General features: G+C 37.2%; 16 protein-coding genes. 7 read left to right on the top strand and 9 right to left on the bottom strand.

Going from position 1 to position 24,422, the window contains the following annotated elements; all coding sequences use genetic code 11:
* Positions 1-39 precede the first annotated feature (39 nt).
* The 4 genes from D9780_RS10195 to D9780_RS10180 form a co-directional block, all read right to left on the bottom strand.
* On the bottom strand, positions 40-1,362 hold the full coding sequence (locus tag D9780_RS10195; protein WP_073005515.1) for an APC family permease: 1,323 nt from the start codon (positions 1,360-1,362) through the stop codon (positions 40-42).
* 12 nt (positions 1,363-1,374) lie between these two features.
* A complete protein-coding gene (locus tag D9780_RS10190) occupies positions 1,375-3,069 on the bottom strand; it encodes an FAD-dependent oxidoreductase (RefSeq protein ID WP_073005513.1) in 1,695 nt (564 codons plus the stop codon).
* A 295-nt stretch (positions 3,070-3,364) separates the two neighbouring features.
* Positions 3,365-4,669, bottom strand: coding sequence for a YeeE/YedE family protein (locus tag D9780_RS10185; protein ID WP_205601124.1), 1,305 nt, complete (start codon positions 4,667-4,669; stop codon positions 3,365-3,367).
* A 225-nt stretch (positions 4,670-4,894) separates the two neighbouring features.
* Positions 4,895-6,118 (bottom strand): dicarboxylate/amino acid:cation symporter, encoded by a 1,224-nt coding sequence (locus D9780_RS10180; RefSeq protein WP_121640014.1) that lies wholly within the window; start codon positions 6,116-6,118, stop codon positions 4,895-4,897.
* Between the two features lie 556 nt (positions 6,119-6,674).
* On the opposite strand from D9780_RS10180, the gene D9780_RS10175 reads away from it, so the two are divergent.
* Positions 6,675-7,826 carry an MFS transporter gene (locus D9780_RS10175; RefSeq protein WP_121640013.1) on the top strand — a complete coding sequence of 384 codons (1,152 nt, stop codon included), beginning with the start codon at positions 6,675-6,677 and terminating at the stop codon, positions 7,824-7,826.
* 246 nt (positions 7,827-8,072) lie between these two features.
* Here the strand turns inward: D9780_RS10175 and D9780_RS10170 are convergent, their stop codons facing one another.
* Entirely contained in the window at positions 8,073-8,858 is a 786-nt protein-coding gene (locus D9780_RS10170; RefSeq protein ID WP_073005507.1) for a DUF2268 domain-containing putative Zn-dependent protease, read from the bottom strand.
* Positions 8,859-8,975: 117 nt separating this feature from the next.
* On the opposite strand from D9780_RS10170, the gene D9780_RS10165 reads away from it, so the two are divergent.
* The 3 genes from D9780_RS10165 (at position 8,976) to D9780_RS10155 (ending at position 14,599) form a co-directional block, all read left to right on the top strand.
* A complete protein-coding gene (locus tag D9780_RS10165; protein ID WP_162985836.1) occupies positions 8,976-9,680 on the top strand; it encodes a class I SAM-dependent methyltransferase in 705 nt (234 codons plus the stop codon).
* 598 nt (positions 9,681-10,278) lie between these two features.
* The gene (locus tag D9780_RS10160) at positions 10,279-11,460 is read left to right on the top strand and encodes an exonuclease SbcCD subunit D (RefSeq protein WP_121640010.1); all 1,182 of its coding nucleotides are present in this window, start codon (positions 10,279-10,281) and stop codon (positions 11,458-11,460) included.
* 46 nt (positions 11,461-11,506) lie between these two features.
* Positions 11,507-14,599, top strand: a complete 3,093-nt coding sequence (locus D9780_RS10155; protein WP_121640009.1) for an AAA family ATPase — start codon at positions 11,507-11,509, stop codon at positions 14,597-14,599.
* A 358-nt stretch (positions 14,600-14,957) separates the two neighbouring features.
* Here D9780_RS10155 and dpsA read toward each other — a convergent pair whose 3' ends face one another.
* A complete protein-coding gene (gene dpsA, locus D9780_RS10150) occupies positions 14,958-15,836 on the bottom strand; it encodes a dipicolinate synthase subunit DpsA (protein WP_121640008.1) in 879 nt (292 codons plus the stop codon).
* 376 nt (positions 15,837-16,212) lie between these two features.
* Here dpsA and D9780_RS10145 point away from each other — a divergent pair, with 376 nt between their 5' ends.
* On the top strand, positions 16,213-17,145 hold the full coding sequence (locus D9780_RS10145; RefSeq protein WP_121640007.1) for an aldo/keto reductase: 933 nt from the start codon (positions 16,213-16,215) through the stop codon (positions 17,143-17,145).
* 194 nt (positions 17,146-17,339) lie between these two features.
* On the opposite strand, the gene D9780_RS10140 is transcribed toward D9780_RS10145, so the two are convergent.
* On the bottom strand, positions 17,340-18,590 hold the full coding sequence (locus tag D9780_RS10140) for a DNA polymerase IV (RefSeq protein ID WP_121640006.1): 1,251 nt from the start codon (positions 18,588-18,590) through the stop codon (positions 17,340-17,342).
* A 323-nt stretch (positions 18,591-18,913) separates the two neighbouring features.
* Between D9780_RS10140 and dacB the strand changes: the two genes are divergently transcribed.
* Together dacB and D9780_RS10130 are read left to right on the top strand one after the other, a co-directional pair.
* Positions 18,914-20,266 carry a D-alanyl-D-alanine carboxypeptidase/D-alanyl-D-alanine endopeptidase gene (gene dacB, locus D9780_RS10135; protein ID WP_121640005.1) on the top strand — a complete coding sequence of 451 codons (1,353 nt, stop codon included), beginning with the start codon at positions 18,914-18,916 and terminating at the stop codon, positions 20,264-20,266.
* A 211-nt stretch (positions 20,267-20,477) separates the two neighbouring features.
* A complete protein-coding gene (locus D9780_RS10130; RefSeq protein ID WP_121640004.1) occupies positions 20,478-21,887 on the top strand; it encodes a sodium/glutamate symporter in 1,410 nt (469 codons plus the stop codon).
* A 191-nt stretch (positions 21,888-22,078) separates the two neighbouring features.
* Here the strand turns inward: D9780_RS10130 and uraA are convergent, their stop codons facing one another.
* The gene (gene uraA / locus D9780_RS10125) at positions 22,079-23,365 is read right to left on the bottom strand and encodes a uracil permease (RefSeq protein WP_116276841.1); all 1,287 of its coding nucleotides are present in this window, start codon (positions 23,363-23,365) and stop codon (positions 22,079-22,081) included.
* 281 nt (positions 23,366-23,646) lie between these two features.
* On the bottom strand, positions 23,647-24,150 hold the full coding sequence (locus tag D9780_RS10120; protein WP_162985835.1) for an AMP-binding enzyme: 504 nt from the start codon (positions 24,148-24,150) through the stop codon (positions 23,647-23,649).
* Positions 24,151-24,422: the final 272 nt, after the last annotated feature.

Below are 24,422 nucleotides of genomic sequence, written 5' to 3'. Positions count from 1 at the left end.
AATAAATATAAACAACACCAGCTATTTATCTGGTGTTGTTTATGCATGTTTTTTTGTATAGCTACGATAATAAAAGAATCCAATGATCCCCCATAATCCCATAAAAAGGAGAGAAGGTGTACTTAGTTTCCCAGGTGATTGTGGGAGAATTAAAAGTAGAATAAAACTAATACTTATCATAATTCCTATGAACGTTAGCCATTGATCCCATTTTGTTGTCGCATACTTATAACTAATCAAGCATACGTAGAAATACGCAATAGCAGCTAAAAATGATGACATATCGACAATGTAAATAATCACTTCTCTGCCAAACCAAGGAGCAAGCAGACTGATTGCAGTGATAAATAGAACACTATTTACTGGTACGGCGTTACGGGTCAGTTTCTTATATTTAGGGTGACATAGCTTATAAACAGATAACGAAGCTAGTAATCGACTGCTACTAATCATGAATCCATTAATTCCTCCAGATACAGCAGTCATTAGGGCAATAATCAATAACAGAAATCCGATGCTTCCAACATGGGTTAAAACTGCTTCGCCTAGGGCCCAATCTAATTGTTTTGCTTGATCAGGAGAAAAAGCAAGGGCAGTTACAATTGTTAATATACTGTACGCAACTACTCCAGAAAAAACGGAAATAATGGCTATCCATGTCGCTTTTTCAGGTTTGAATTTTAACTGAGTTGCTACTTGAGGAATAATATCAAATCCCACAAATAGAAACGGAATGATGGCAACGACTTTGGCTATTTCTGACAGGTTCAACGTATAGTTTTTTATATAATTCGTGGAAATAGTAGCTGAACCAGTATCAAATAGCATGGCAATAAAAACAATGGCAATATTAATGATTAAAAATAATACCATTACGTTTTGAACATTGGAGCTTTTTCGTAAACCTCTGATATTTAGGATGGCAAATAATATAAGCACCATGCTTGCTATGAGTACTTCCGATAAATATACAGGGTACCCAGCAATATCGTAAAGATAGAACCATTCTACGTTCGTTCCAAATAATATTTTAACAATTAAAACAAAAGCTGTGGCATTCAAAGGAACGATGCTTAAATAACAAAGGATTAAAGACCAGCCAACAATAAAGCCATGCATTTTCCCTAGGTTTTTAAACGTATAAGAAAAGCCGCCTCCATCTTCAGCGTGTTGCTGCATCATAATATGATAACCCTTTTGAATGAAAATAATGGCAAATCCGCCTAACAGTAAACCAATCGTTGTATTAATAACGCCAGACTCTGGAAGAAATTTAATGCCGGGAAGCGTAAATGCTCCCCAGCCGATAATGGAACCTAATACTAAGCTTAATATATCAAAGCGATTTAATGTCGTTTTCATAACGTTTTATCGTTACTTAAAGTTATACGCAGTGACGATTTTTTCTCTTCCAGTTACTTGATCATTATAATACTCATATAAACAAATTCCTAGAAAAGATCCTGATATATTATACACATTGGTATAGCCCAAGTGCTGTAATGCCATCACTGCATTATAGCTACGCTGTGCAGAACGACAGTGCACGTATACAGGCTCGTTTTGTGGGATTTCATCTAGTCGATCTCTAAATTCGCTTAAAGGTATGTTCACTGCATTTTTCAAATGACCGCGTTCGTATTCATGTTTTTCTCTAGCGTCCATAATAAAAGCGTTACTTTCTACTAATTCACGTACGTTTGTTACCGGAACTTGCTTGAATTCGCCGTTTAAACGATTGAGCGCAACTAATGCTGCAAAGTTAACGACATCTTTCGCTGTTCCGAACATTGGAGAATAACAAAGCTCCAGCTCTTTTAAATCTTCTAATGTTCCACCCATCGTAATCATCGTCGCAATGACGTCGACGCGTTTATCAACGTTGCCTTTGCCAATGGCTTGAGCACCAAGTATTTTTCCTGTTGGATATTCATAAATTAATTTAAAATGAATCGGATGACTTTCCGGCATTAAGCCAACTTTATCATTTGGAATAATATAAACAAAATCATAAGAAATACCCGCATTTTTAGCTTCTTTTTCATTTAATCCAGTAGCCGCAGCATTTAAATCGAACACATGGATACAAGAAGAACCAATAACTCCCGTGTTGCGATGTGGAATTCGGTTCATATGGTCAGCAGCAGCTCGAGCTTGACGTTGCGCAGGTCCTGCTAGAGCTAGTCTAGTAGGCTTGTGGGTCTGTTTATGATACACCTCAATGGCATCTCCAACTGCATATATATCAGAATCGTTTGTGACGTAATTATGATCCACTTTAATGCCGCCAGTTTGTCCGATTTCAAGACCAGCTTGCTCTGCTAAAGTAGTTTCTGGCTTTACACCAATAGCAAGCACGACAGCGTCTGCTGCTAGTTTTTTACCAGATTGCAGTTCAATTTCATTTGTTTCTATTTTTGCTAAGCCATCACCTACAACTAAGTTCACACCTTGATCGATCATTTCTTTATGCAAGATTTGCGCCATATCGTAATCGAAAGGAGCCATAACTTGATTACTAAATTCAATTAACGATACGTCCAATCCAGCTAAGCGAAGATTTTCTGCAACTTCAATACCAATAAATCCACCACCAATGACAGCTACTTGCTTTACGGTATCTTGTTTGACATATGCATCTAATTTAGCAATATCAACTACGTTTCGTACGGTAAACACATGGTCCATTTCTGTTCCAGGTATAGACGGAACAATAGGGTTTGCTCCAGGAGAGAGGACGAGTTTATCATAACTTTCATCGTAACTTTCCCCAGTTAGCACATTTTTCACTGTAATCGTTTTATTCCTACGATTAATAGAAATCACGTCACTATTTACACGTGCCTCGATATTGTATTGTTTTTTGAATTGGGCTGGGTTCATTAGGACTAGATCATCGCTATTTTCAACAATGCCACTTAAGTGAAATGGCAATGCACAGTTTGAAAAGGACACATGAGGGCCTCGCTCAAACATAATCACTTCAGCGTGTTCGTCTAATCTTCTAGCTCTTGCTGCAGCTGAAGCGCCACCGGCAACACCGCCGATAACAACAATTTTTTTATTCATCTTCATTCTCCTTTTTACACATAGTACAATGCATCACATCATTCAAATACTACTTTCATTTGTGAATCAGATAACATTTAAGTTTAAAGCAATCATACCAAAAAAATCACTTTTTGTACATATACCCGTATCGGTAAATTCTCTGTCGTTAAAAAAATTTAAATTTTTGCTCACAAATACTAATTTTTTAGTACTACATGAAGTATAGATCTTTAGATTTATTGTTTTAAGCTTTTAATATAAAAGCTTGGGCGATAGCCAAGCAAAAACATAGGCTCCTTCAAAGAATGGATGATTAAAATAAACGTTTAGCTAGCATATTACCGATAATACCGCCTAATGCTAAAAAGATAAAGAATATCCAACCTGATAGGGAGAAGTTTGCAATTGGAGTAAATAATGCTCCGACATTACATCCATTGGCAAGTCTTGTGCCAAGTCCCATAGTAATCCCACCTAAAGCAAATAGAGCTGCTTCTCTCTTTTGAATATGAGCACCTTGTAAAAACATTGTTTTCATTTTCCCAGCTGTTAATAAATAGATCACCGTTCCTACTAAGATACCAAAGTTTTGGACAGATATTGGATGCTCGAAGAAAGGCAATACAAACGGGTCAGCTGACATTTTAGTAAAGGAAGCAACGGATTCTGGCGAAACTCCTAAGAACATTACTATTTTTCCAAACCAAATACCAAACGGAGTAGAAGCTCCCCAGCCAGCTTTTGTAACGCCCATTAGTAATACGAATAATACACTAATTACAATTGCTCCTTGTTTCAGAGACCATGGTTTAATAAAAACACGGTTGTAAGTTGCTTGGCTGAATAGTTTATAATCTTTACTATCAAATGTATCCGGTTGCTCTTGTAATTTTTCTGTTTCATGTTCCATATATCGATTTTGTTGCTTTCTTTTTCTTTCATAACGATAGGCAAAATAGACGGTTATTCCACAGAAGAGTGCAGTAAGTAAAATAGCTCCAACATATCCGTTTAGACCATCCCATTTAAAAAGATCCGGTAAGAATACGCCGCCTTGTAGTTGGCTCCCTATAGAGGTAGAAAACCATGAATCAGAAACCCAACTTGCCGTATGCTGAATTGGAAATCCAATAAAAATGCCAATACCAAAAAATAAAAGGGTGATTAGTGCTCTAGGAAAACCTGTCGCTAAATCGGTTAACACACCTGATGCACAGCATGAAGAGAAGGCCATGCCAAATCCGAACAACAATCCACCTGCAATTAAACCAACATTAATTGGGTTAATCCATAAATCGTAGTTTGTAGGGTTAGAATACAATAAAAATGTAGTCGTTGCTAACGTAGTAACAAAAAACATTAATGCCATCGCTCGAAGCAATTTTGTTGAACCAGTGGCATAAGCGCGATTAATGCTTCCAGCAAAACCGGTATAAGCACGTGTTAACGTATACCCAAGCCCCACCCCAATGAGTAGTCTAAAAAATAACATATCTGTCTTTAGAAGTACGCTGCCTAAAATAAAAACGGATATAATAGCAACAATTCCTAATACGTACTCTAATTTTAGCAACTGATTACTTTGGATCGATTGCTGTTTTTTTATTTCTGCTTCCATAAGTAAAACCCCTTTCTTTTAAATGTGAATTATTTCACATTATTATTATATAGATAGGGGGGTAATTTTTCAAGACAATAACCCTTACATTCAATAATTGTTCATATGTTACCAAGCAATTCCTATAGGATTGTGCGTGAAAGAAAAACAGCATGCTATATAAGCATACTGTTCTCGATTGTTCATACATAAAGACAGAAAATGCTCAAATATACGTAGCATCCTTTATGCAGCTCGTTTTCGTTCTGATTTATCAACAACTGTCGCCCCAACGATATCTCCAATGACATTTGAAGCAGTACCAGCCATTCCAATTAACGCATCTACTCCGGCAATTAAAGCGACGATTTCAAGTGGTAAGCCGAACATGCTTAGTACAGCTGATAAGGTTACTAAGCCTGCCGCAGGTACGCCTGCTGTCCCTATGGAGAGTAGAGTGCCGATCATAACAATGACTAGAAAATCTGTTGGTGAGAGGCTTAAATTAGTAATATTTGCTGCAAATACCAATGAAACACCCATTCTTAACGCCCCACCATCGGAATTGAAAACAGCACCAAGTGGAAGTGCAAAATTCGCTGTTGTTTCCGAAATGCCTGCTTTTTTAGCTGAATTTATGGCAATAGGGAGGGAGGCAATACTACTAGATGTAAAGAATGCAGTGGTATAGGCTTCTTTCGTTTGCTTAAAGAAAGAAATGACAGGAACTTTGGCCAATTTTAAAAAGCCTGTATATACGAATACCCATAATAGTAAAATACCTAAATAAAAAACCGCCGTAAATTTTAATAACGAATGGAAAGTGTCCCAACCTTGGCTTCCAAATGCAGTTGCACTAATAGCAAAAATTCCAATTGGGGCGTATAACAAGACTCCTTGCAAAATCTTGTAAAACATTTCATTGAGCGCAGTGAAAAAAGTATTTAATAAGTCACCGTATTCTTTCATTTTTTTGTCATTCGCATAGCGCATGGTAGAAATAGCAATGCCCATAATGACAGCAATAAATAAGATAGCCATGAGATCTCCAGATGTAAATGCAGTGAAAATATTTTTAGGCACAATTTGTAACAGTATATCTGAAAAGCTTGGTGTTTCAGGTTCTTCCACTTGCGTGTCTGGAAGCGTTAAGCTTGTACCTGGGTTGATCCATAAAGCTAATGCGAGGCCTATTAACACAGCGGCTGCAGTCGTAGCCATGTAGTATAACATTAATTTGCCACCCATACGACCGAGTTGATGAATTTTCATTTTATTTACTGCAAGCACCACTGTCAGGAAGATAACAGGAATAGCGACTAAACTTAGTAAGTGAATGAGCAACGTACCTAATGGTTCGAGAATATCTGTCTGATCTTGAAATATTAATCCGATAATGATTCCAGCAATGAAAGCTATAGTCATTTTAATGACAAATGAAGTCTGTTTATATTTTTTCCAGATATGCATAGTTAATAATCGCCTTCTTTATTTTAGATTTTCCTAATAAACATGTGCAAGGCTCACCGCATGATCATAGATCATATCCTTGTGGAATGAAAGAAACCCGCCACTAAAAAGTTTGTACTTTCTATCGTACCAAAAAACAGCAGAGGTGACACCTTACAGAACTTCAAAACTTAAGTTAAACCCTGAAAATATTTTAAAAAATGCCCAATGGACGTATCTAGCTGTGCTGTTTATCTTAGTAAATATAAGAAAAGTTACAATGCACCATTGATTTTTATGTGCTCGCTTAGCACTTCTTGCTTGTAAGAAGCAATAAAAAAACTTGGCTTATCCATCAAGCTTTATGGTAAAAAACGCGCTTGTTTTGCTTGTACGATATTTTAAAGTTATACTCCCCTATAGCGTAAAAAAGGAATAAGTCAATATATATAATACCAATAAACATATCATTTGAAACATATTTTGAAAAAACTGTGACGAATAAACATTTTTCTACGTTTGCCATCGCTTTTCCTATGAATTTAGGTATAATAGGTTGGAAAGTGAGGAGAGATATGTGAAAAAGCTTTTATATTTTATTATTGTTGTTTCATTTATTGATACGTTTATTCAATTGCCCATCATAACTCCATATGCCAAGAGTCTAGGGGCTTCAAATATATTAACAGGTGCAATTGTAGCTGTCTATTCATTAACAAATATGTTCGGAAACATAGTAGGTGGACACTGGATTGACAAGTATGGCCGAAAGCGCATGCTGTTTATTGGTATGATCTCCGTGACGGTTATTTTATTGTTATACCCTCTTGCTGCTACAGGGATGCAGTTATTTATTATTCGATTATTACATGGACTTGCTGGTGGTTTTTTAATTCCTTCTGCTTTTGCGTATGTAGGTGACCAAACGAGGGTTGGTTCTAGAGGAAAAGCCATGGCCTTTACAGGTGCAGCGATTGGAATTGCAGCCATTGTAGGACCAGCTGTTGGTGGTGCTTTAGCTGCTCGCGGGCAGATAGAGTATGTGTTTCTATTCGTAGCAGGGTTGTTTTTCATGACGTCTTTTCTAGTCCTTCGCTATTTAGAAGAATCATTTATTTCCAGAGATAGATCCAAAGTCCATGTCAAGCATTTCATTCCATTATTAAAAAACCCTTTATTATTGCAAGCCTCCCTAGCAGCGTTTGCGTTAATGATTAGTAATGGAACATTAGCGTTTGCATTACCTTTAAAGGTGGAAGCGATTGGATTGGATACGAGTGCAACTGGAGCATTGTTGAGCACGTTCGGAATTATGGCAATAATAGTATTCTTAACTCCTATTAATCGAATTTATGATCGAGCGCAACCATTGACTTTAGTGGGGGCGGGTATATTATTAATAGGAAGTTCGATGCTGTTTTTAAGCTATATTACAGAATTTTGGTTAGGAATTTTAACTATGATTGTGTATGGGATCGGGTTTGCACTTGTTTTTCCTTCCATGAACCGTATGGTAGCAGAAAGTTCTACTCAAACAGACCGCGGAAAAGCATATGGCATATTTTATGCATTTTTTTCATTAGGAGTTGTCGCTGGCTCTTCTATTTCCGGAGCAATTGCCGAGTGGTGGGGGATACCGTTTGTTTTTACTGCAATGGTGATGCTTGTCGTTTGCGCCATTCTTTTTGTTATTGATCGTATTAAAAAAAGTAAAAGACATGAATGTTAGTAGACTAATAGGATAAAATATCCGCGGAAATAATAGTTATTTTCCGCGGATATTTTTCATGCGATAGATGAGTATAAAATCTTTAACGGTCTATCATATAAGAAAATGAGCCTAGCCATACACTTGTAATAAACATTCGATAGAGATAAAAGAAAGGTCATCCTTAGAGGCGACCAAGAATTTCTCTTTTATGCTACTGTACGGCTAGAGTGATTCGTAGTTTGCTAAAACATACGTAAGTTTCTGCTAGTCAAGTATATCTGTTTCAGCAATTTGCTCACTTTCAATCGTAAACAACTCTTTTAAAGACAATTCATGTTTGTTCGCATAGGTACGAACAAGGCATTCTCCAACACAATATCCTAGCATTTTTGGGTATAAATGTGATCCATACAGTAAGTGGTAGTATGTTTTTGATTCTGGCTCTAGTTCTTTTTTGGGTGCAATGTATTTGTTCCAAAATCGATGTAATACATCATCGCTATATTTTCCAATATAACTAGCTGTATGCTCTGCACCAAGCCGTTTGTAAACAGCGTATTCTGCCATTCCTTCTAAAATAATCGTATCTAATAACGTATACTTACTTTCTGGTTTATTATATTTTGTCAACCGGCAAACATGGTTGTACTCATGTGTTAAGAGCGCTCGAATCTCCATTTTAGTATTCCACTCGGATAGAAATAAGAAAATTTTATCGTTAAAGCTCAGCCCGGCTTTTCCATTAAATTCTTTTCGTAACTTATGATTGGCAGTATCAGATGGAAGAATAAAAATAGGAATGTTAGCTCCTTCCCAATCATATTGCAACTGTTGATAATCTTTTGCAACTATTTTCCATGTATTTGCCCCCTGCATCTTCTGTATTTGTTTTTTGGTTACTGCTGAACGACTCATGCCGAACATTGTCAGATGATGGAGAACGTCTTCTGCTTCCGCATTAGGAAAATATTTTTTTAATCGTTTGGCAATTTGGAGTGGTTGGTTATCGTCATGCAGCAGCCATTTATCCGTACGAATAACCCCCGCCATTTTTTTTGCACCTCCTTTGGAAAAAGTCACTTTGATAGCATATGCATGTCGGAAGAAATAGGGACTTGTATCGAATGTAATGAGGGGCGCATATATTAAATGCGTGGAGGTGAAGGTGTGAAATATTTGGAAAGTTTGGCTAAGCTTGGAGTAGGCGGCGCCCATCCAGGAGGGCTAAAGTTAACAAAAGAAATAGTAGCACAGCAATCTATTGATCATACAACTAAATTACTCGATATTGGGTGTGGCACAGGACAGACGGCGGCTTTTATCGCGAATCAATATGCATGTTCTGTTACAGCAATGGATATCCATCCGATCATGGTGGAAAAAGCTAAGCAGAGATTTCTAGATGGCGAAGTTCCCATTTCCGTCGTTCAAGGTAATATAGAGCAGATGTGTTGGAGTGAGCAGTTTGATATTGTTCTTTCGGAATCTGTTTTAGCATTTACAAATATTTCAAAATCGTTAACTTCTATTAGAAATGTTTTAAAATGTAATGGATGTTTCTTAGCTGTTGAAATAATGGTTGATGAAAGTGTGGGAGAGAGTGATAAGCATGCAATCGCATCATTTTATGGGTTCCGTCATTTATTAACAGAAACAGAATGGCGTGAAAAACTCTCTCAGTCTAGTTTTAAGCAAATTAATATTGAACAACCAAGCCTAAATCCATTACCTATAACGATAGATGAAGCACAAGATTTTCATTTTTCAAATTCAGAGATAGATGAGGCATTAGATATACTGCATCAACACCAAGCGTTGACGAAGAGGTATAAGGAGAAGCTTCCATATGCCGTATTTCGTTGCACGAAATAAAGCATCAGTAAATTTGTCGATCAAAGCCATGTTGCACACAAGATGTTGCTTGTTACGCTGTAATGATATCGTTTAAATGGCACTATTAGAAAAGGAGCATGGTGTGGTACTTAAAAGTTTAAAATTTCAATAGGATCTAGCCTTACTGGAATATAACTCTTCAATCAGTAGGCTTTTTTCTTTATTACAGGGTGTTATTTGCATCCATCCATAAAAGCAAGATCGTGCTTCGATTTGTAAGTAATAGGATTATTAGAATAAGAATGACATTCTACATCCAGATAGGAACATCCTGTAAAATGAAAACTGGTTTGATGTTATAATTTGCTTTATACTAAAATGGAAGGTAAATCATTGATACATAAATGGTTTTAAGGTATGTATTTTATTATAGAAAACTAGGTGAGAGCGAGTTACTAAACGCCACGCTAGGATAAGATTTTTTGCACTATAGGAAAATATAAAACCTCTATTATAGTATAAGCAAAGCGACATTATCGTCAAAAAGACGTAGCGATTTTCTAAATCGGATTGCTTAAGTATTACTAGATGGTATTTCAGTTAAAAATACGCTTGTATACGGGGAGGAGTTTTAACGATGAAATTTTTTCATACAGCAGATTGGCATCTTGGTAAGCTTGTGCAAGGCGTATATATGACCAATGATCAAAGCTATATTTTAGAAAAATTTATTCAAGCTGTTGAAGAGGAACAGCCTGATGCTGTTATTATTGCAGGAGATTTATATGATCGAGCAGTACCGCCTACAGAAGCTGTGCATTTATTAGATGAAACGTTAGGTAAAATCGTCTTAGAGCTAAATATACCGGTTCTTGCAATTGCAGGTAACCATGATAGTCCGAGTAGGCTTGATTTTGGAAGTAAAATATTACGTGAAAATGGTTTGCATATTGCAGGGAACCTTTCAAAACCAATTAGGCCAGTAGTCTTACATGATGCGTATGGAGAAGTCCATGTCTACCTCATTCCCTACTGTGATCCAAGCATTGTACGTCATGTTTTTGGTAATGATACCGTTCGGACGCACAATGATGCCATGAAAATAATTATTCAACATATAGAAGCATCCATGGATCCAAATGCCAGACATGTATTTGTAGGACATGCTTTTGTGACCCCTTATGGGGAAGGCGAGGCGAATACTAGTGAATCAGAAAGGCCGTTGTCTATAGGGGGATCTGAATACGTAGAAGCTGATTTGTTTCATAGCTTTCACTATACTGCCTTAGGTCACCTTCATCAAGCGCATTATGTCAAAAGAAAAGAGATTCGTTATGCAGGTTCTCCTTTAAAATATTCGATCTCTGAAGAAAATCATCGCAAAGGTTTTTTTATTGTGAATGTAGATGGGAAAGGTGAAGTAGAAATTGAAAAAAAGCTACTCCTACCGAAAAGAGAAATGCGAACAGTGGAAGGCGCATTAGATGATCTTTTACAGCAACCAATGAATGAAGACTATGTATTTATTAAACTGACAGATGAAACTCCTGTCTTATCACCGATGGAAAAACTCCGCTCTGTGTATCCAAATGCAATGCACGTTGAGAGGAAAACGTTTTTCATAACGCCTGATGCTTCTGAGAAGGAAAAAATGGTAGAACGAACAAAAATGTCAGATATGGAACTGTTTGAAGCTTTTTATAAAGAAGTGAAAGGAGAGGCTCCAGACGAGGAGACCGTAAAATTGTTTCAAGAAACCTTACATGATCTTTTAACAGAACAAGATGAGACAAAAGATGCCACTCATACACTTCAATAAGATAGAAGAAATAAAAAGCTGAACGGTTTGGGAAGGGTGAATACAATTGAGACCGATAAAATTAACCATGACTGCATTTGGTCCATACAAGGATAAGGAAGTTATTCATTTTGATGAACTCGGGAATCATCGTTTGTTTGTAATTGGTGGTAATACAGGAGCGGGAAAGACTACCATTTTTGACGCGATTTGTTTTGCGTTATATGGCGCTGCCAGTGGCCAAGATAGAGAAAATAATACGATGCTTCGAAGTGATTTTGCTGAAGATGATGTTCATACAGCTGTTGAACTTTTGTTTGAATTAAAAGGAGATCAGTATCGCGTTTTACGTCAATTGGGACATGTGAAAAAAGGGAATAAAACGAAAACCGGAGAACGATATGAGTTTTTTGAAGTCACGAATGACGGTGAAATACCTTGTGTAGATAGACAGATTGTTTCTGAAATTGATAAAAAAATAGAACAGCTAATTGGCCTCACGCAAGATCAGTTTAAACAAATTGTTATGCTTCCACAAGGTGAATTTCGTAAATTGTTAACGTCGCAAACGGAAAATAAGGAAGAAATTTTGCGACGATTGTTTAAAACGGAGACCTACCAAGCCATTGCAGAGCGATTCAGGCGAAAAAAATCAGCAGCAGAAGAAGCATTTATGCAAGCAGAGCAGGAACAAAAACAATATATAATGCAAATTCATACTTCCTTACCAATACGAGAGGACGCCGTACTTTTCCAAACGTTAGAGCAAGAAAGCTATAACATGCATCAAGTTTTGCGCGGTCTTGAAGAGGAATGTCGTTATTATCAATGGAAAATAGCAACAGATAAACAGAAATATGAGCAAGCATATCTTGCCCATGATAAAAAACAACAGGAATTTTATGAGGCAAAGGCTATAAATGAACGGTTTGCAGAACTACAGCAAAAGCAAGCTCGTTTAAAAGACCTTGAACAACGAGAAGCGGAATATCAACAAAAAAAGCAAAAACTTACGCAAGCGGAATTTGCACAAGGAATTGTTCTCTTGGAGCAACAGAGAAATGATTGGCTAAAAGAGGAAGAAAGAAAAAAACGACAACTAGAAAATGGAAAGCATCACAAGCAGCGTGTCGATGAACAATTAAGTAATGTAAACAAACAATTAGAGGCTGAAGAAAAACGGGAGCCTGAGCGAGAAGAGGTTCGGAAAAAGCTAGATAGATTAAATAATTATTTACCTATTGTGGAACAAATTGATGAAATGAAACGGCAGTTAATGGCGATAAAAAATCAAACAAAGCAGGCAGCTGATACCCTTTATGCTACAGAACAACTTTTGGGGAAGAAAAAGGACCAAATAGATCAAATGGAAAAGCATATGCATGAGCTTGACCAGTTTGTAGAGAAGCTTCCTGATAAGCAGGAAGAATTAAATACGATGCGTGAGCAATTTAGGTTAGTACATGAATATCGTAAACTAATGGAACAGCAAATTTTGTTGAAAACCGAAGCGAAGCAAAAAGAAAAAATAGCTATTCAAATGAAAGGGCATTATAACAAACTTGAACAAACATGGATGGGTAACCAAGCCGTTTATTTAGCTGCCCATTTGCATGAAGGGAAGGCATGTCCGGTTTGTGGAAGTCTAGACCACCCGAGTAAAGCTACACAACAATGGGAGAAAGTGACGAAAGAGCAATTAGAAAAAGCGAGAAGAGAATTTGAGAGAGTCGACACAGCATATCGAGATGTACGTGGTAAGTTAAAAGCGAATCAAGAAAATGTTCGCGTAAAAGCAACTGAATTAGAAAAGCAGCATATAGCTAGCACAAATGTAAAACAAAAAGAGGAGCAACTTGCAACAGTTGGTAAAAAGCTAAATGCTGAGGTAGAAAGGCTAAGACAAGCACGTCATCAACGTGGAGAAAAGAAGCTTGCGCTTGAAAAACTTCAATCCGAATATAAAGCATTGGAAGCAAAGCAAAAAGAGGAACAGCAATTGGAGCAACAATTAAAGTTAACATTAGCACAAAAGCAGGCAGCTTATCAGGAAAGGATACAGTCTGTACCAGAGAGCATGCGTGTACTTGCAGACTTGAAAGAGCAAATTGCTAAAACAGCCACTCATTTAGAGCAACTAAAAAGTGCATGGGAAGCTATACAAAAAGAGCAACAGAAATGGAAACAGGAACAAACGAAAGTTCAATCAGAGCTCACGCAAGCCATGAAGCAGCTGGATGAAACGGTTAAAAAGAGAGAGAGTTCTGTCGACCAATTTTTACAAGCTTTAGAAAAGGAAGGTTTTTCCTCTGAAGCCACTTATCAAAAAGCAAAATTGCCTGAATCTGAACGGGTAGCATTGAAACAAGATTTAGAACAATACTATCAGTCTATATCTTCTTTACGTGAACAGGTTCAAGAATTAGATGCTATGTTAGTAGGTAAGGAGAAGTTTGATGTAACTGTTATGCAACAGGATTTACATCGTTTAAAAGAGACGTACGAATTAGCTTTCAGTAGATGGAATGAATCCAAGCAGTATGAACAAGAGGCAAAAGGGTTAAAGCAATCGGTACAAAAAGTAATGGAAAAAGTAACAAATTATGAACGTCAGTTGCAAAGAGTAGCTGATTTATATGATATGATTCGAGGTCAAAATCATCGAAAAGTCTCGTTTGAACGTTATTTGCAGATTGAATACTTAGAACAAATTATTGCTGCAGGAAATGAGCGGTTAAAAGAACTGTCAAATGGGCAATATGCCTTTATTCGTAGTGATCGTCAAGAATCATACGGGAGACAAAGTGGTCTCGCTCTTGATGTATATGATGCTTACACAGGCCAAACGAGAGATGTAAAAACTTTATCAGGAGGAGAGAAGTTTAACGCTTCCCTTAGCTTAGCGCTCGGAATGTCTGATGTGATTCAAAGCTTTCAAGGTGCTATTTCCATTGATACGATGTTTATTGATGAAGGTTTTGGTACGCTTGATGAAGAGGCATTGAATAAAGCAATTGATACGTTAGTCGATTTGCAGCAGTCAGGAAGAATGATTGGCATTATTTCTCATGTGCAAGAATTAAAAGCAATTTTTCCAGCTGTGCTTGAAGTAACGAAGTCCAAAGACGGCTCTAGCAGAACAAAATTTTTAATTAAATAGAGCTTTTTCCTTTAAGTTCGCTCGCTTTAAGAAGTTGCAGTATATACTGGATAAGTCAAAGTTATAGCATGGATGATGGCTCATTTTGAGCGAGCCATCATCGCTTTTGAAAATCACGCAAAGAGAGACTCTCTAGATGTTTAGGAAATGAAAGCGAGCATACACTTTACGAGAAACAGTAATGCAGCATTGGGGCTTCGCTTTTTGAATGATTCCGAATAGTTGTTCATTATGTTGCAGGAAAGTACGTTTCTATAACTTAGCAATTTGTGATTTTTTTTACATTATAGGAAAGTATATAGTTCATAAGCAAAATGACAGCTTTTTGCTATAAGAATGGACGAAAAGCCAAGTTTTTCTACTGGTGTTTCTGTTCGCTTTTTAAACTTTCCATTAATATATTAGCTATTATTCTACCAGCTGACTTAGGTGCTGTTTTGCCTGGTAAACCGAGCGCGTGCACAGTTTTTATCCCCCGTTTTTGTGCAGCTACGAAGTCTACGCCACCAGGTTTTGAAGCCAGGTCAATAATTACGGTAGAAATCGACATCTTGCTTAAATGTTCATCATCGATAGTTAAGGAAGGGATTGTATTGATACAGATAGCCATATCAGCTAGTAGCTTATGTAGTCGATTAGGTTTTATAGGAGTTAACCCCATTTCTGTAACCCTAGCTAAATCTGCATGGTTTCTAGCTACTACATATACGTTAGCACCGACTGCATGAAAAAGTCGTGCTACTGTTTTCCCCACTCTGCCAAATCCAAGCACACATACATTTGCGTTATGAATCGTTTCCTCCGTTTCTTCTATCGCAATTTTTAATGCCCCCTCTGCTGTTGGGATAGAATTATAAATCGCAACGTCGTCTCGATCAAATAATCGTATTAAGCTTCGTTGTGCTGCTTTACACATTTCCTGTAAGTAATCATTTGCAGTTCCTGTATAAATGGTGCAATGATCAGGAGTAGAGGAAAGTATTTGTTCTGTAAGATAAAAGTGTCCATTTGCATACATGATTTCAACTTGGCCCCTTTCATCTGTCCCTGCAATAGGTAAAATAATCGCATCGATAATAGAAAGATCCATATGCTCTAATTTGGCATGCTTCACATTAGATTTATCAAATGAAACTGTATCAAATCCAATTAAATATAAGTTGTTTTCTAATTTAGCTAATGTTTCGATAACATGTATATATCTTTTATCCCCACCGACTACGAGAATATGCAGCATCGTATCATCTCCTTTTCGTATTTGGCCGATCGCCGGTTTTTGTGGCGAATGCTATTACTTGAAACTCTAAATTCTATACATAGTATAAGTGAAACAGGTTCACTTATTTATTGTATAATAGGACAACGTTTTATATGAAAGGTTTTTTACGATAAGAGTAATATTGTTGTATTTGGAGATAAGGGTTTACATACTCTTTTTTTCAGAAATTTGGTAGGAGAATCAGCCTTCTAATTGAAGTTTTTTAAAGCAACAGAGCATGATGTAGGAAAAAACCTAGCGTTTGAGTGATTTTGCGTTGGGATGTTTAGAGCATTTGTTTATGGTAAATTAAAGATAGTAAAGCAAATCATATGAAAAGGAGATGTTTTTACTTATGACTACAGTTACATTAGGAAAATCAGATATCGTTGTTTATCCAATTGGGTTAGGTACCAATGCTGTCGGCGGGCATAATTTGTATCCAAATATGCTTGATGAGGAACAAGGAAAGAATGTTGTGCGTACAGCCTTAAATCAAGGGATTAATATGTTGGATACGGCATATATTTATGGACCCGAACGCTCTGAAGAGTTAACTGGTGAAGTGATGAAAGAATATAACCGGGAAGATATCGTGCTGGCAACAAAAGGAGCGCATAAATTTGTTGGTAATGAAGTGGTCATGGATAATTCACCAACTTTTTTGAAGCAGTCCGTCGAAGATAGTCTTCGCCGCTTGCAAACAGATTATATTGATTTATATTATATTCATTTCCCAGATCAAGATACACCAAAAGATGAGGCAGTGGGAGCGTTGAAAGAATTAAAAGATGAAGGGAAAATTCGTTCCATAGGTGTATCTAATTTCACATTGGAACAATTGAAAGAAGCGAATAAAGATGGTTATGTAGATGTGGTACAAGGCGAATACAATTTACTAAAACGTGAGGCAGAAGGTAGTTTTTTCACTTATACTGAAAAAGAAAACATTACATTTATTCCTTATTTTCCACTGGAATCTGGCTTGCTTGCTGGAAAATATACTAAAGATCAAACATTTACAGATTTACGAGCTGAAAATCCGAATTTCCAAGGTGATACATTTCATGAAAACCTTGAGAAAGTGGCGAAATTAAAACCAATTGCCGAGAAATATAACGAAGAAATTGCCCATATTGTTTTAGCATGGTATCTCACCCGTCCTTCTGTAGATGTCCTTATTCCAGGTGCCAAGCGGCCAGAACAAGTAGTTAGTAACAAACGTGCTGCTACGATTGCACTTACCGCAGAAGATGTGCAGTTAATCAGCGATATTTTCACGCGATAGGAAGAATTTGGGGCGTCTTTTTTCTTACCTAACTCATCAGATGTTTGAAATCTTATGAAATCATTAGAAAAGGCTTAGTTGCAGAGAAAACCACCAGTGTCGTAATGAACTGGTGGTTTTGCATTACTGAAAAGTATATGCAAATTCCTATTGAGGTCACTTAGCTCATGTTGTCACTCATTTTTATTTCTCCATTAAGCATAGTGCCCACCAATTTTTTTGCTCCTTTCGATTGTAATGCCTGCATCTGTATAGCTAATGGCACGGAGAATGGAGGTAGGTCCATATTTTGTTCGGATCGCATCCATTGTATAGCCAATATCCTCTTTTTTCGTACGATTTTCAAATAGGCTCAGTTGTGTATCTTGTTTCGTATATAAATTGGTTAAAGTCACATATACTCGACGAATACTACTCCTACCATCGTAAAAACGAAAAAACAACCCCATACAAACATGATACATATCCATTGTGGCGTTAGTTGGTATAGAAATAGAAGTAGAACGAGAAAAGCCGCCCCCTGTTTCTTTTGAATAACTAATTCCAAGTTGAATGGTTTTTCCTGCCATCTGAACGGTTCTTGCTCTGCGGCATACTTCTTCGCAAAGGTCCAGTATACAGACATGAACTTCTTCTTTTGCGTAATCGCGTAGTAATGCAATACCATGGCCAAACCCCTTTTGCTTTGTTTTCACAAAATTGCCGATGACGGGACTCAAATCAATCCCCCATGCATGCCAGTATAATTGCTCTCCCATAACCCCGAAACGTTTTCGTAGTCGTTGTAAGTCAAAACGCGCGAGTTGTCCTAATGTTATAATGCCCATTCGTTCGAGATTTTTCTTCATTCTGCTTCCAATTCCCCAAATCGCCTCCACTGAAGCGGGCCACAGTTTTTGTTGTACATCCTCATATGTACATTCGGCAATGCCTTGTTTCTTTGCATGAATATCCATCACGACTTTAGCAAGAAACTTATTATCTCCAATACCAATGGAGCATGTAATGCCAAAACATTCTAGAATATCATGTTTAATCCGTTGCGCTATAATTAGACGATTTCCAAATCGCCTTTGCAATCCGTTAACAGTAACCCATACTTCATCAACAGAATAGGGATGGATCGCCTCTTTTGGAACATATTGATAAAGTAATTTAGTTATTTCTGTGGACACTTCTAAATAGTCTGCCATATGTGCTGGAACAATATGTAGATCTGGATCCTTTGGTAGTTCAAAATAACGGCTGACATTACTCATTCCATATTTCTTTTTGAGTGCAGGAGAAGCAGCAAGTACAATACTACCTAAACGGTTGGGATCGCCTACAACAGCTAATAAAGTTTCCATTGGATCAAGCCCTAATTTAACCGCTTCTACACTGGCGTAGAAAGAACGCATATCGATGCATAAAACATCGTTACGGGGATAAACGGAATAATCCATCAAACATCATCCTCATTAGAAAAACTTGGGGTTATTGCTACAGCTTTATGGTGAAAGCCTATCAATGTAATGAAAAAGATTCTACACCTTAAAAGAACATTTGTTCTTATTATAAGCAGTTTTGCCCCATGTTACTAGTGGTATTTAATTCCAATCATCAACGTTTTGTTAAAAATGAAGTGCAATCTATATTTTAAAAATTATTTCAGTAAGCAGTGATAAATTTAACATGAAAAAAAGGATTGCCCTTCACCATATGGAAATAGTTATATACAAATTTACAAGCATGCGATAATAAATGAAGATAAGAGGGGAAATGTCTGGTGAAAGAAAGTATAGAAGCATATATAAAGAATGAGTCAAGATTACAAGGGGCACTGATAGGTATAAGTATAAGGGATGCAAATACCGGGAAAATGATTTATGAGCATATGGGAGATACGCGATTTCTTCCAGCCTCCAATATGAAACTACTAACAGCTGCGGCTAGCTTGAACGTGTTAGGGGAGAAGTACTGTTTTAGTACGGAGTTACGTACAGACGGAGTGATAGAAGGAGGAAAACTAAAGGGGAATTTATATGTAGTTGGTAAAGGGGATCCAACGTTACTGCCAGAAACGTATCAACGATTTGCTCAACAATTGCATGCATTAGGAATACATTTTATTGCAGGAAGTATAATTGGTGATGATACGTGGTATGATGCTGTTCGCTTGTCGCAGGATGTAATTTGGAATGATGAGACTTTTCATTATGCATCTTCCATCTCTGCATTAACTGTTTCACCAGATCATCGGTACGATGCAGGAAGTGTTTATGTGAAAATATTGCCTGAAAAATATAGAGATGATGCTAAGATATCTGTATCACCAAAAACAGCCTATATAGATGTGTTCAATACGATAAGGACAGGGAAAAAAGGGGGAGAAGAAGATGTTACCATGATAAGAGAGAGGAACGGAAATACGATTTATTTATCAGGAGAAATTCCAGAAGGTGGGGAGGGGGTGGAAGAATGGCTAGCCGTTTGGGAGCCAACTGATTACGCGCTACATATTTTTCAAGCAGCGTTAAAAAAGCAAGGAGTGTTCATAGAGGGGGGGATGTGTCGTGGGCAAGCCCCGGATAGTTCAACATTATTATATAAGCACCATTCTCCCGCTTTAAAGAAACTAATGCTTCCATTTATGAAAAATAGCAATAATACCATTGCGGAAATACTTGTAAAGGAAATGGGTAGACAAGTTTACGGAGAGGGCAGCTGGGAAAAAGGGTTGCAAGTTTTAGAACGGGAAATGGACGGCATAGGAATGAATTTGGAAACAATGGTTATTCGAGACGGTTCAGGTATATCACATATAAACATGATACCTGCGAACGAAGTAACCAAGCTACTATACAAAATTCAAAAAATAGACTGGTTTAATACATATTTACATGCGTTACCACATACTGTTGCACAAGAACCATGTATGCTCGGTACACTACAAGGGCGTATGGAAAAGCTTGATGTCAAGGCTAAAACAGGGACCATTTATGGTGTAAGTACGCTTTCCGGATATATGCACACTAAAAAGGATAATATCATCTTCTCTCTGTTATTAAATCATTTAGTAGATGAAGACGAAGGTAAAGAGATAGAGGATCGTATTTTACACATTATAGCAAGCGTATGATAAAGTACTAGTTTGCGCTTTAGTTTTATAAACGGAGGCTTTCGTCAAATCCTTATGAAGAAACCCTTCGTCTTTCTATGGAGGAAAAGCTATGGCAACAACTAATTTGAGAAATGTCTAGGGTTTTAGTCAGATTCATAAGGTAAAAGTTTTGAAAACCATCATCTGGGGAAAAGCAATAGCACCAATAATAAAGAAGGGGGTTTTCAAAATGACAGCAAGCCAAGTTGGATTTGCTTTTTTATATGTGGCCGCTTTTTTGCTCTTAGGAAAATGGGTGCGAGTAAGGGTTGCTTGGTTGCAGAATTTATTTTTACCAGCATCCATAATTGGAGGTTTTATAGCTTTAATGCTTGGACCGCAAGTGCTTGGGAAAATACTACATCTTTTTGTAGCAGAAGACTCTTTTTGGGTGAATGGGATTTTTCCGGAGCAAGTGACAGCAGTCTGGAGTGATTTACCGGGGTTATTCATTAACGTCGTTTTTGCTTCACTGTTTCTTGGAACTTCTATTCCAGGATTACGAAAGGTATGGGACTATGGTGGACCACAATTAGCTTTTGGCTGGACAATTGGCTGGGGTCAGTATGTGATAGGAATTCTGTTAGCTATACTTGTATTGAGTCCCGTATTCGGTCTGCCGCCGCTAACTGGTGCCCTTATTGAGGTAGCATTTGAAGGAGGACATGGGACAGCTGCTGGTTTAGCTGGAACATTTGAAGAAATTGGCTTTGCACAAGGATATGATTTGGCAGTAGGTCTTGCTACAATTGGGATATTATCAGGTGTAATTGTCGGCATTATTTTAATTAACTGGGCGGTACGAAAAGAAAAAACACATGTAATAAAAAATGTACAAGGTTTTTCAGATTTACGAAAGCAAGGAATTATGGAATTTGAAAATCGTGATCCGGCTGCTAAAATGACTGTACGACCAGAGTCTATTGAACCATTGTCGTTACATTTTGCGTTGGTTGGCTTAGCCGTATTAGTCGGGTACCTCCTTTTACAAGCTCTCATATGGCTAGAGTCGGTTATTATTACACCGTTTACAGACTCTACGTTTATGACTTATATCCCATTATTTCCACTTGCCATGATTGGCGGGATATTTGTCCAGAAATTTTTTAATAAAATAGATAACGCACAAATTGTAGATAGAAATATGATTAATCGAATTCAAGGGTTTGCGTTAGATTTACTAATTTTAACGGCTATAGGTACAGTATCCATTGATGTAATAGGGGATTATATTGTTCCGTTTCTGTTACTAGCAATTACAGGGATAGTATGGAATGTGTTGGGATTTTTAATTTTAGCACCAAGAATGATTCCCTCTTATTGGTTCGAACGTGGAATTGGTGATTTTGGGCAATCGATGGGAATTACGGCAACAGGTCTATTATTGATGAGAATTGTAGACCCTAGAAGTGAAACACCTGCTTTTGAAGGTTTCGGTTATAAGCAACTTGTATATGAACCATTTCTTGGCGGAGGTCTCGTAACAGCTCTTTCTGTACCGCTGATTTACCAATTTGGAGCAATACCATTCCTTATTTTTGCAATTATTATGTGTGTAATTGGTGCTCTGGTAGGCTTGTTATACTTTGGAAAAAGATGAGCATGTAAAAGATGAACATGTAAGGGAAAAAATTGACATCGCTGATCTTTGGCTATTTTGTCCTTCTCATTGATTTTCAATTTCCATTTTTTAACGATGTAAGTCATTAAATAAACAATCCGAACTTGTTTTGTCCACCATATGGTCCATTTCGTTCGGATTGTTTATGTTACAATTCAATAGGGGAAGTCTTAACCTTCATTTGACAATTTTAGTATATCCAATATTTTAAAGAAGATGCTAAGGAGGATAGCGACAATTGTTGCTAAACCCATACCTGATAAGGCAACGGAGCCAATCTGCACAGTCGTACCACTTACCCCAATTACTAATACAACGCTTGATAGGATTAAATTTTGCGAACGGTTATAATCTACGTTTGCTTCTACTAGCATGCGTAGTCCACTTGCTGCAATAATACCGAACAGTAATAAAGATATCCCTCCCATAACAGCGGTAGGAATAGAAGAAATCAGTGCTGCAAGCTTTCCTACAAACGACAATATAATAGCAAGAACTGCTGCCATACCAATGATCCATGTAGAGTACACTTTCGTGATTGCTAATACGCCGATATTTTCACCGTATGTTGTGTTAGGTGTAGAGCCAAAAAAGCTAGAAATAATGGTCGATATGCCATTACCTGCTAGTGAACGGTCAAGACCAGGGTTTTTGGCAAGATCTTTTTTAACAATATTCCCTGTTACAAATAGATGACCGATATGTTCAGGTACAAGCACAATGGCTGCTGGTAAGATGGTTAAAACAGCTCCCCAATCAAATTTCATTTGATAAAATTCTGGCATGGAAAACCAGCTTGCTTCACGAACTGCTGAAAGATCTACTAATCCAAAAAAATAGGCGATGATATACCCTGAAATAATTCCAATTAAAATAGGGATGATTTTCAAAAAACCCCTTAACGTTACCCAACAAATAATTGTGATTAATAAAGTGAGTAAAGCGACGATAGCTGTGTCTGAGTTAATGGTCCATGATGCATCTGCTCCAACTGGTGCGATCCACCCAGCCATTTCAGCAGCAGTAGGTACAAGTTCTAATCCAATAACCGAAACGATAGCTCCCATAGCAGCAGGTGGGAAAATGATGTCAATCCAGCTTGTGCCAGCAAGTTTAACGATAAAGGCGACGATGCATAGGACAACACCGACAGCTAAAAAACCACCTAATACATAGCTGTAACCCTCTCCACCAGCATAATCTGTAAGAACTGCTGTAACAGGTGAAATAAATGCAAAGCTAGAGCCTAAATAGGCAGGAATTTTCCCTTTTGTAATTAATAAGTAAATTAATGTACCAACACCATTCATCATTAATATCGTTGCTGGATTGACCCCAAATAAAATGGGAACAAGTACCGTTGAGCCAAACATGGCGAATAAATGCTGGATACTAAGTGGTAAACTCGTTAACAAAGGCAAGCGCTCATCTACTTGTATTTCTTTATGTTGTGTCACGTTGTATTCCTCCTATTAATTTAACGGCTACCGTGCTGCATAAGAAAAGCACCCTGCCGTGTTTGTGCATGCAGGGTGCTTTATAAAAGAAAAACAAGCTTATTTCTTTTATCAACAGATTTCTATCTGTTTCACCTTGGCAGCCTCACGGGACTGAATTAAAGGTAACCGTATCAATTTATCCTTTGTATTATCCCAATTTATCTAGCATTTGTCAATATAGTTTTTAGATTTTATGTCATTTGCTTATTTTATTTCAATGAAATACTGCTATTAATAATCTAAAGTCTGTTTCTTAACTCTGTTTTTAAAATTTTTCCACTAGCTGTTTTTGGCAATTCTTCAACAATGGATATGTGGACAATATAGGAATCTTCAGAATGTTGCTTGCAAAAAGAAAGGAGGCTATCTTCAGATATGGTGTTTTCATTTTCGTTTAAAACGACAAAAGCGTGTGCAATTTCCCCTTTTTCTTTATGCGGTATAGGAACAACCGCTACTTCCTGTATGGATGGATGTTGCTGTAAAGTTTGCTCTAAGTAGGCTGTAGATATAGCACCTGTGGAATGAGGAATATCTTTTCTTGCTTCTTGTACATGAATACGCCCATTTTCATCTACTGTCCCTCTATCACCTGTGAGAATCCAACCATCTTCAAGTGTTTGCTGGTGTGCAGCATGCTGTAAGGCACCATTTCCTTTGACGATAATATCTCCAATTTCTTTCCCGTTCGGTGCTACATCTTCCCCTTTATGATTAATTACACGGACTTCCGTTTGTTCCATAAAAATCCCCACCTTGTTCCGTTTTTTCATAATATACGTTATTATGAAATTATAACACAAAATGTTGAAAGCGTTTAAAAAATAAGTTTAAATGGAGATGGAGTAGGAAATGGATGAATAGAGTGAATAAATAACAGCAACGAATCAAGCTTGTCAGTATTTTTTAAAAGGTCAATATGTAAAAAGGAGGGAGAAAAGAATCTTCTTGTGAATGGCTTAAATATGAAATATTTGTTATGATAATTATATTGTAAATGAAGGATAAGCGTGTT

Origin of the sequence: Virgibacillus sp. Bac330 (assembly GCF_003667845.1) — a bacterium.
GTDB lineage: Bacteria > Bacillota > Bacilli > Bacillales > Amphibacillaceae > Virgibacillus > Virgibacillus chiguensis.
This window is presented reverse-complemented; position numbering and strand designations above follow the sequence as displayed.

Bases quoted from the DNA above. Each gene is read 5' to 3' on its own strand.
- D9780_RS10120 (WP_162985835.1), bottom strand. From the start codon at position 24,150: ATGGAACAAACGGAAGTCCGTGTAATTAATCATAAAGGGGAAGATGTA.
- D9780_RS10140 (WP_121640006.1), bottom strand. From the start codon at position 18,590: ATGGATTATTCCGTTTATCCCCGTAACGATGTTTTATGCATCGATATG.
- D9780_RS10195 (WP_073005515.1), bottom strand. From the start codon at position 1,362: ATGAAAACGACATTAAATCGCTTTGATATATTAAGCTTAGTATTAGGT.
- dpsA (WP_121640008.1), bottom strand. From the start codon at position 15,836: ATGCTGCATATTCTCGTAGTCGGTGGGGATAAAAGATATATACATGTT.
- D9780_RS10160 (WP_121640010.1), top strand. From the start codon at position 10,279: ATGAAATTTTTTCATACAGCAGATTGGCATCTTGGTAAGCTTGTGCAA.
- D9780_RS10190 (WP_073005513.1), bottom strand. From the start codon at position 3,069: ATGAATAAAAAAATTGTTGTTATCGGCGGTGTTGCCGGTGGCGCTTCA.
- D9780_RS10170 (WP_073005507.1), bottom strand. From the start codon at position 8,858: ATGGCGGGGGTTATTCGTACGGATAAATGGCTGCTGCATGACGATAAC.
- D9780_RS10180 (WP_121640014.1), bottom strand. From the start codon at position 6,118: ATGCATATCTGGAAAAAATATAAACAGACTTCATTTGTCATTAAAATG.
- D9780_RS10130 (WP_121640004.1), top strand. From the start codon at position 20,478: ATGACAGCAAGCCAAGTTGGATTTGCTTTTTTATATGTGGCCGCTTTT.
- D9780_RS10145 (WP_121640007.1), top strand. From the start codon at position 16,213: ATGACTACAGTTACATTAGGAAAATCAGATATCGTTGTTTATCCAATT.
- D9780_RS10185 (WP_205601124.1), bottom strand. From the start codon at position 4,669: ATGGAAGCAGAAATAAAAAAACAGCAATCGATCCAAAGTAATCAGTTG.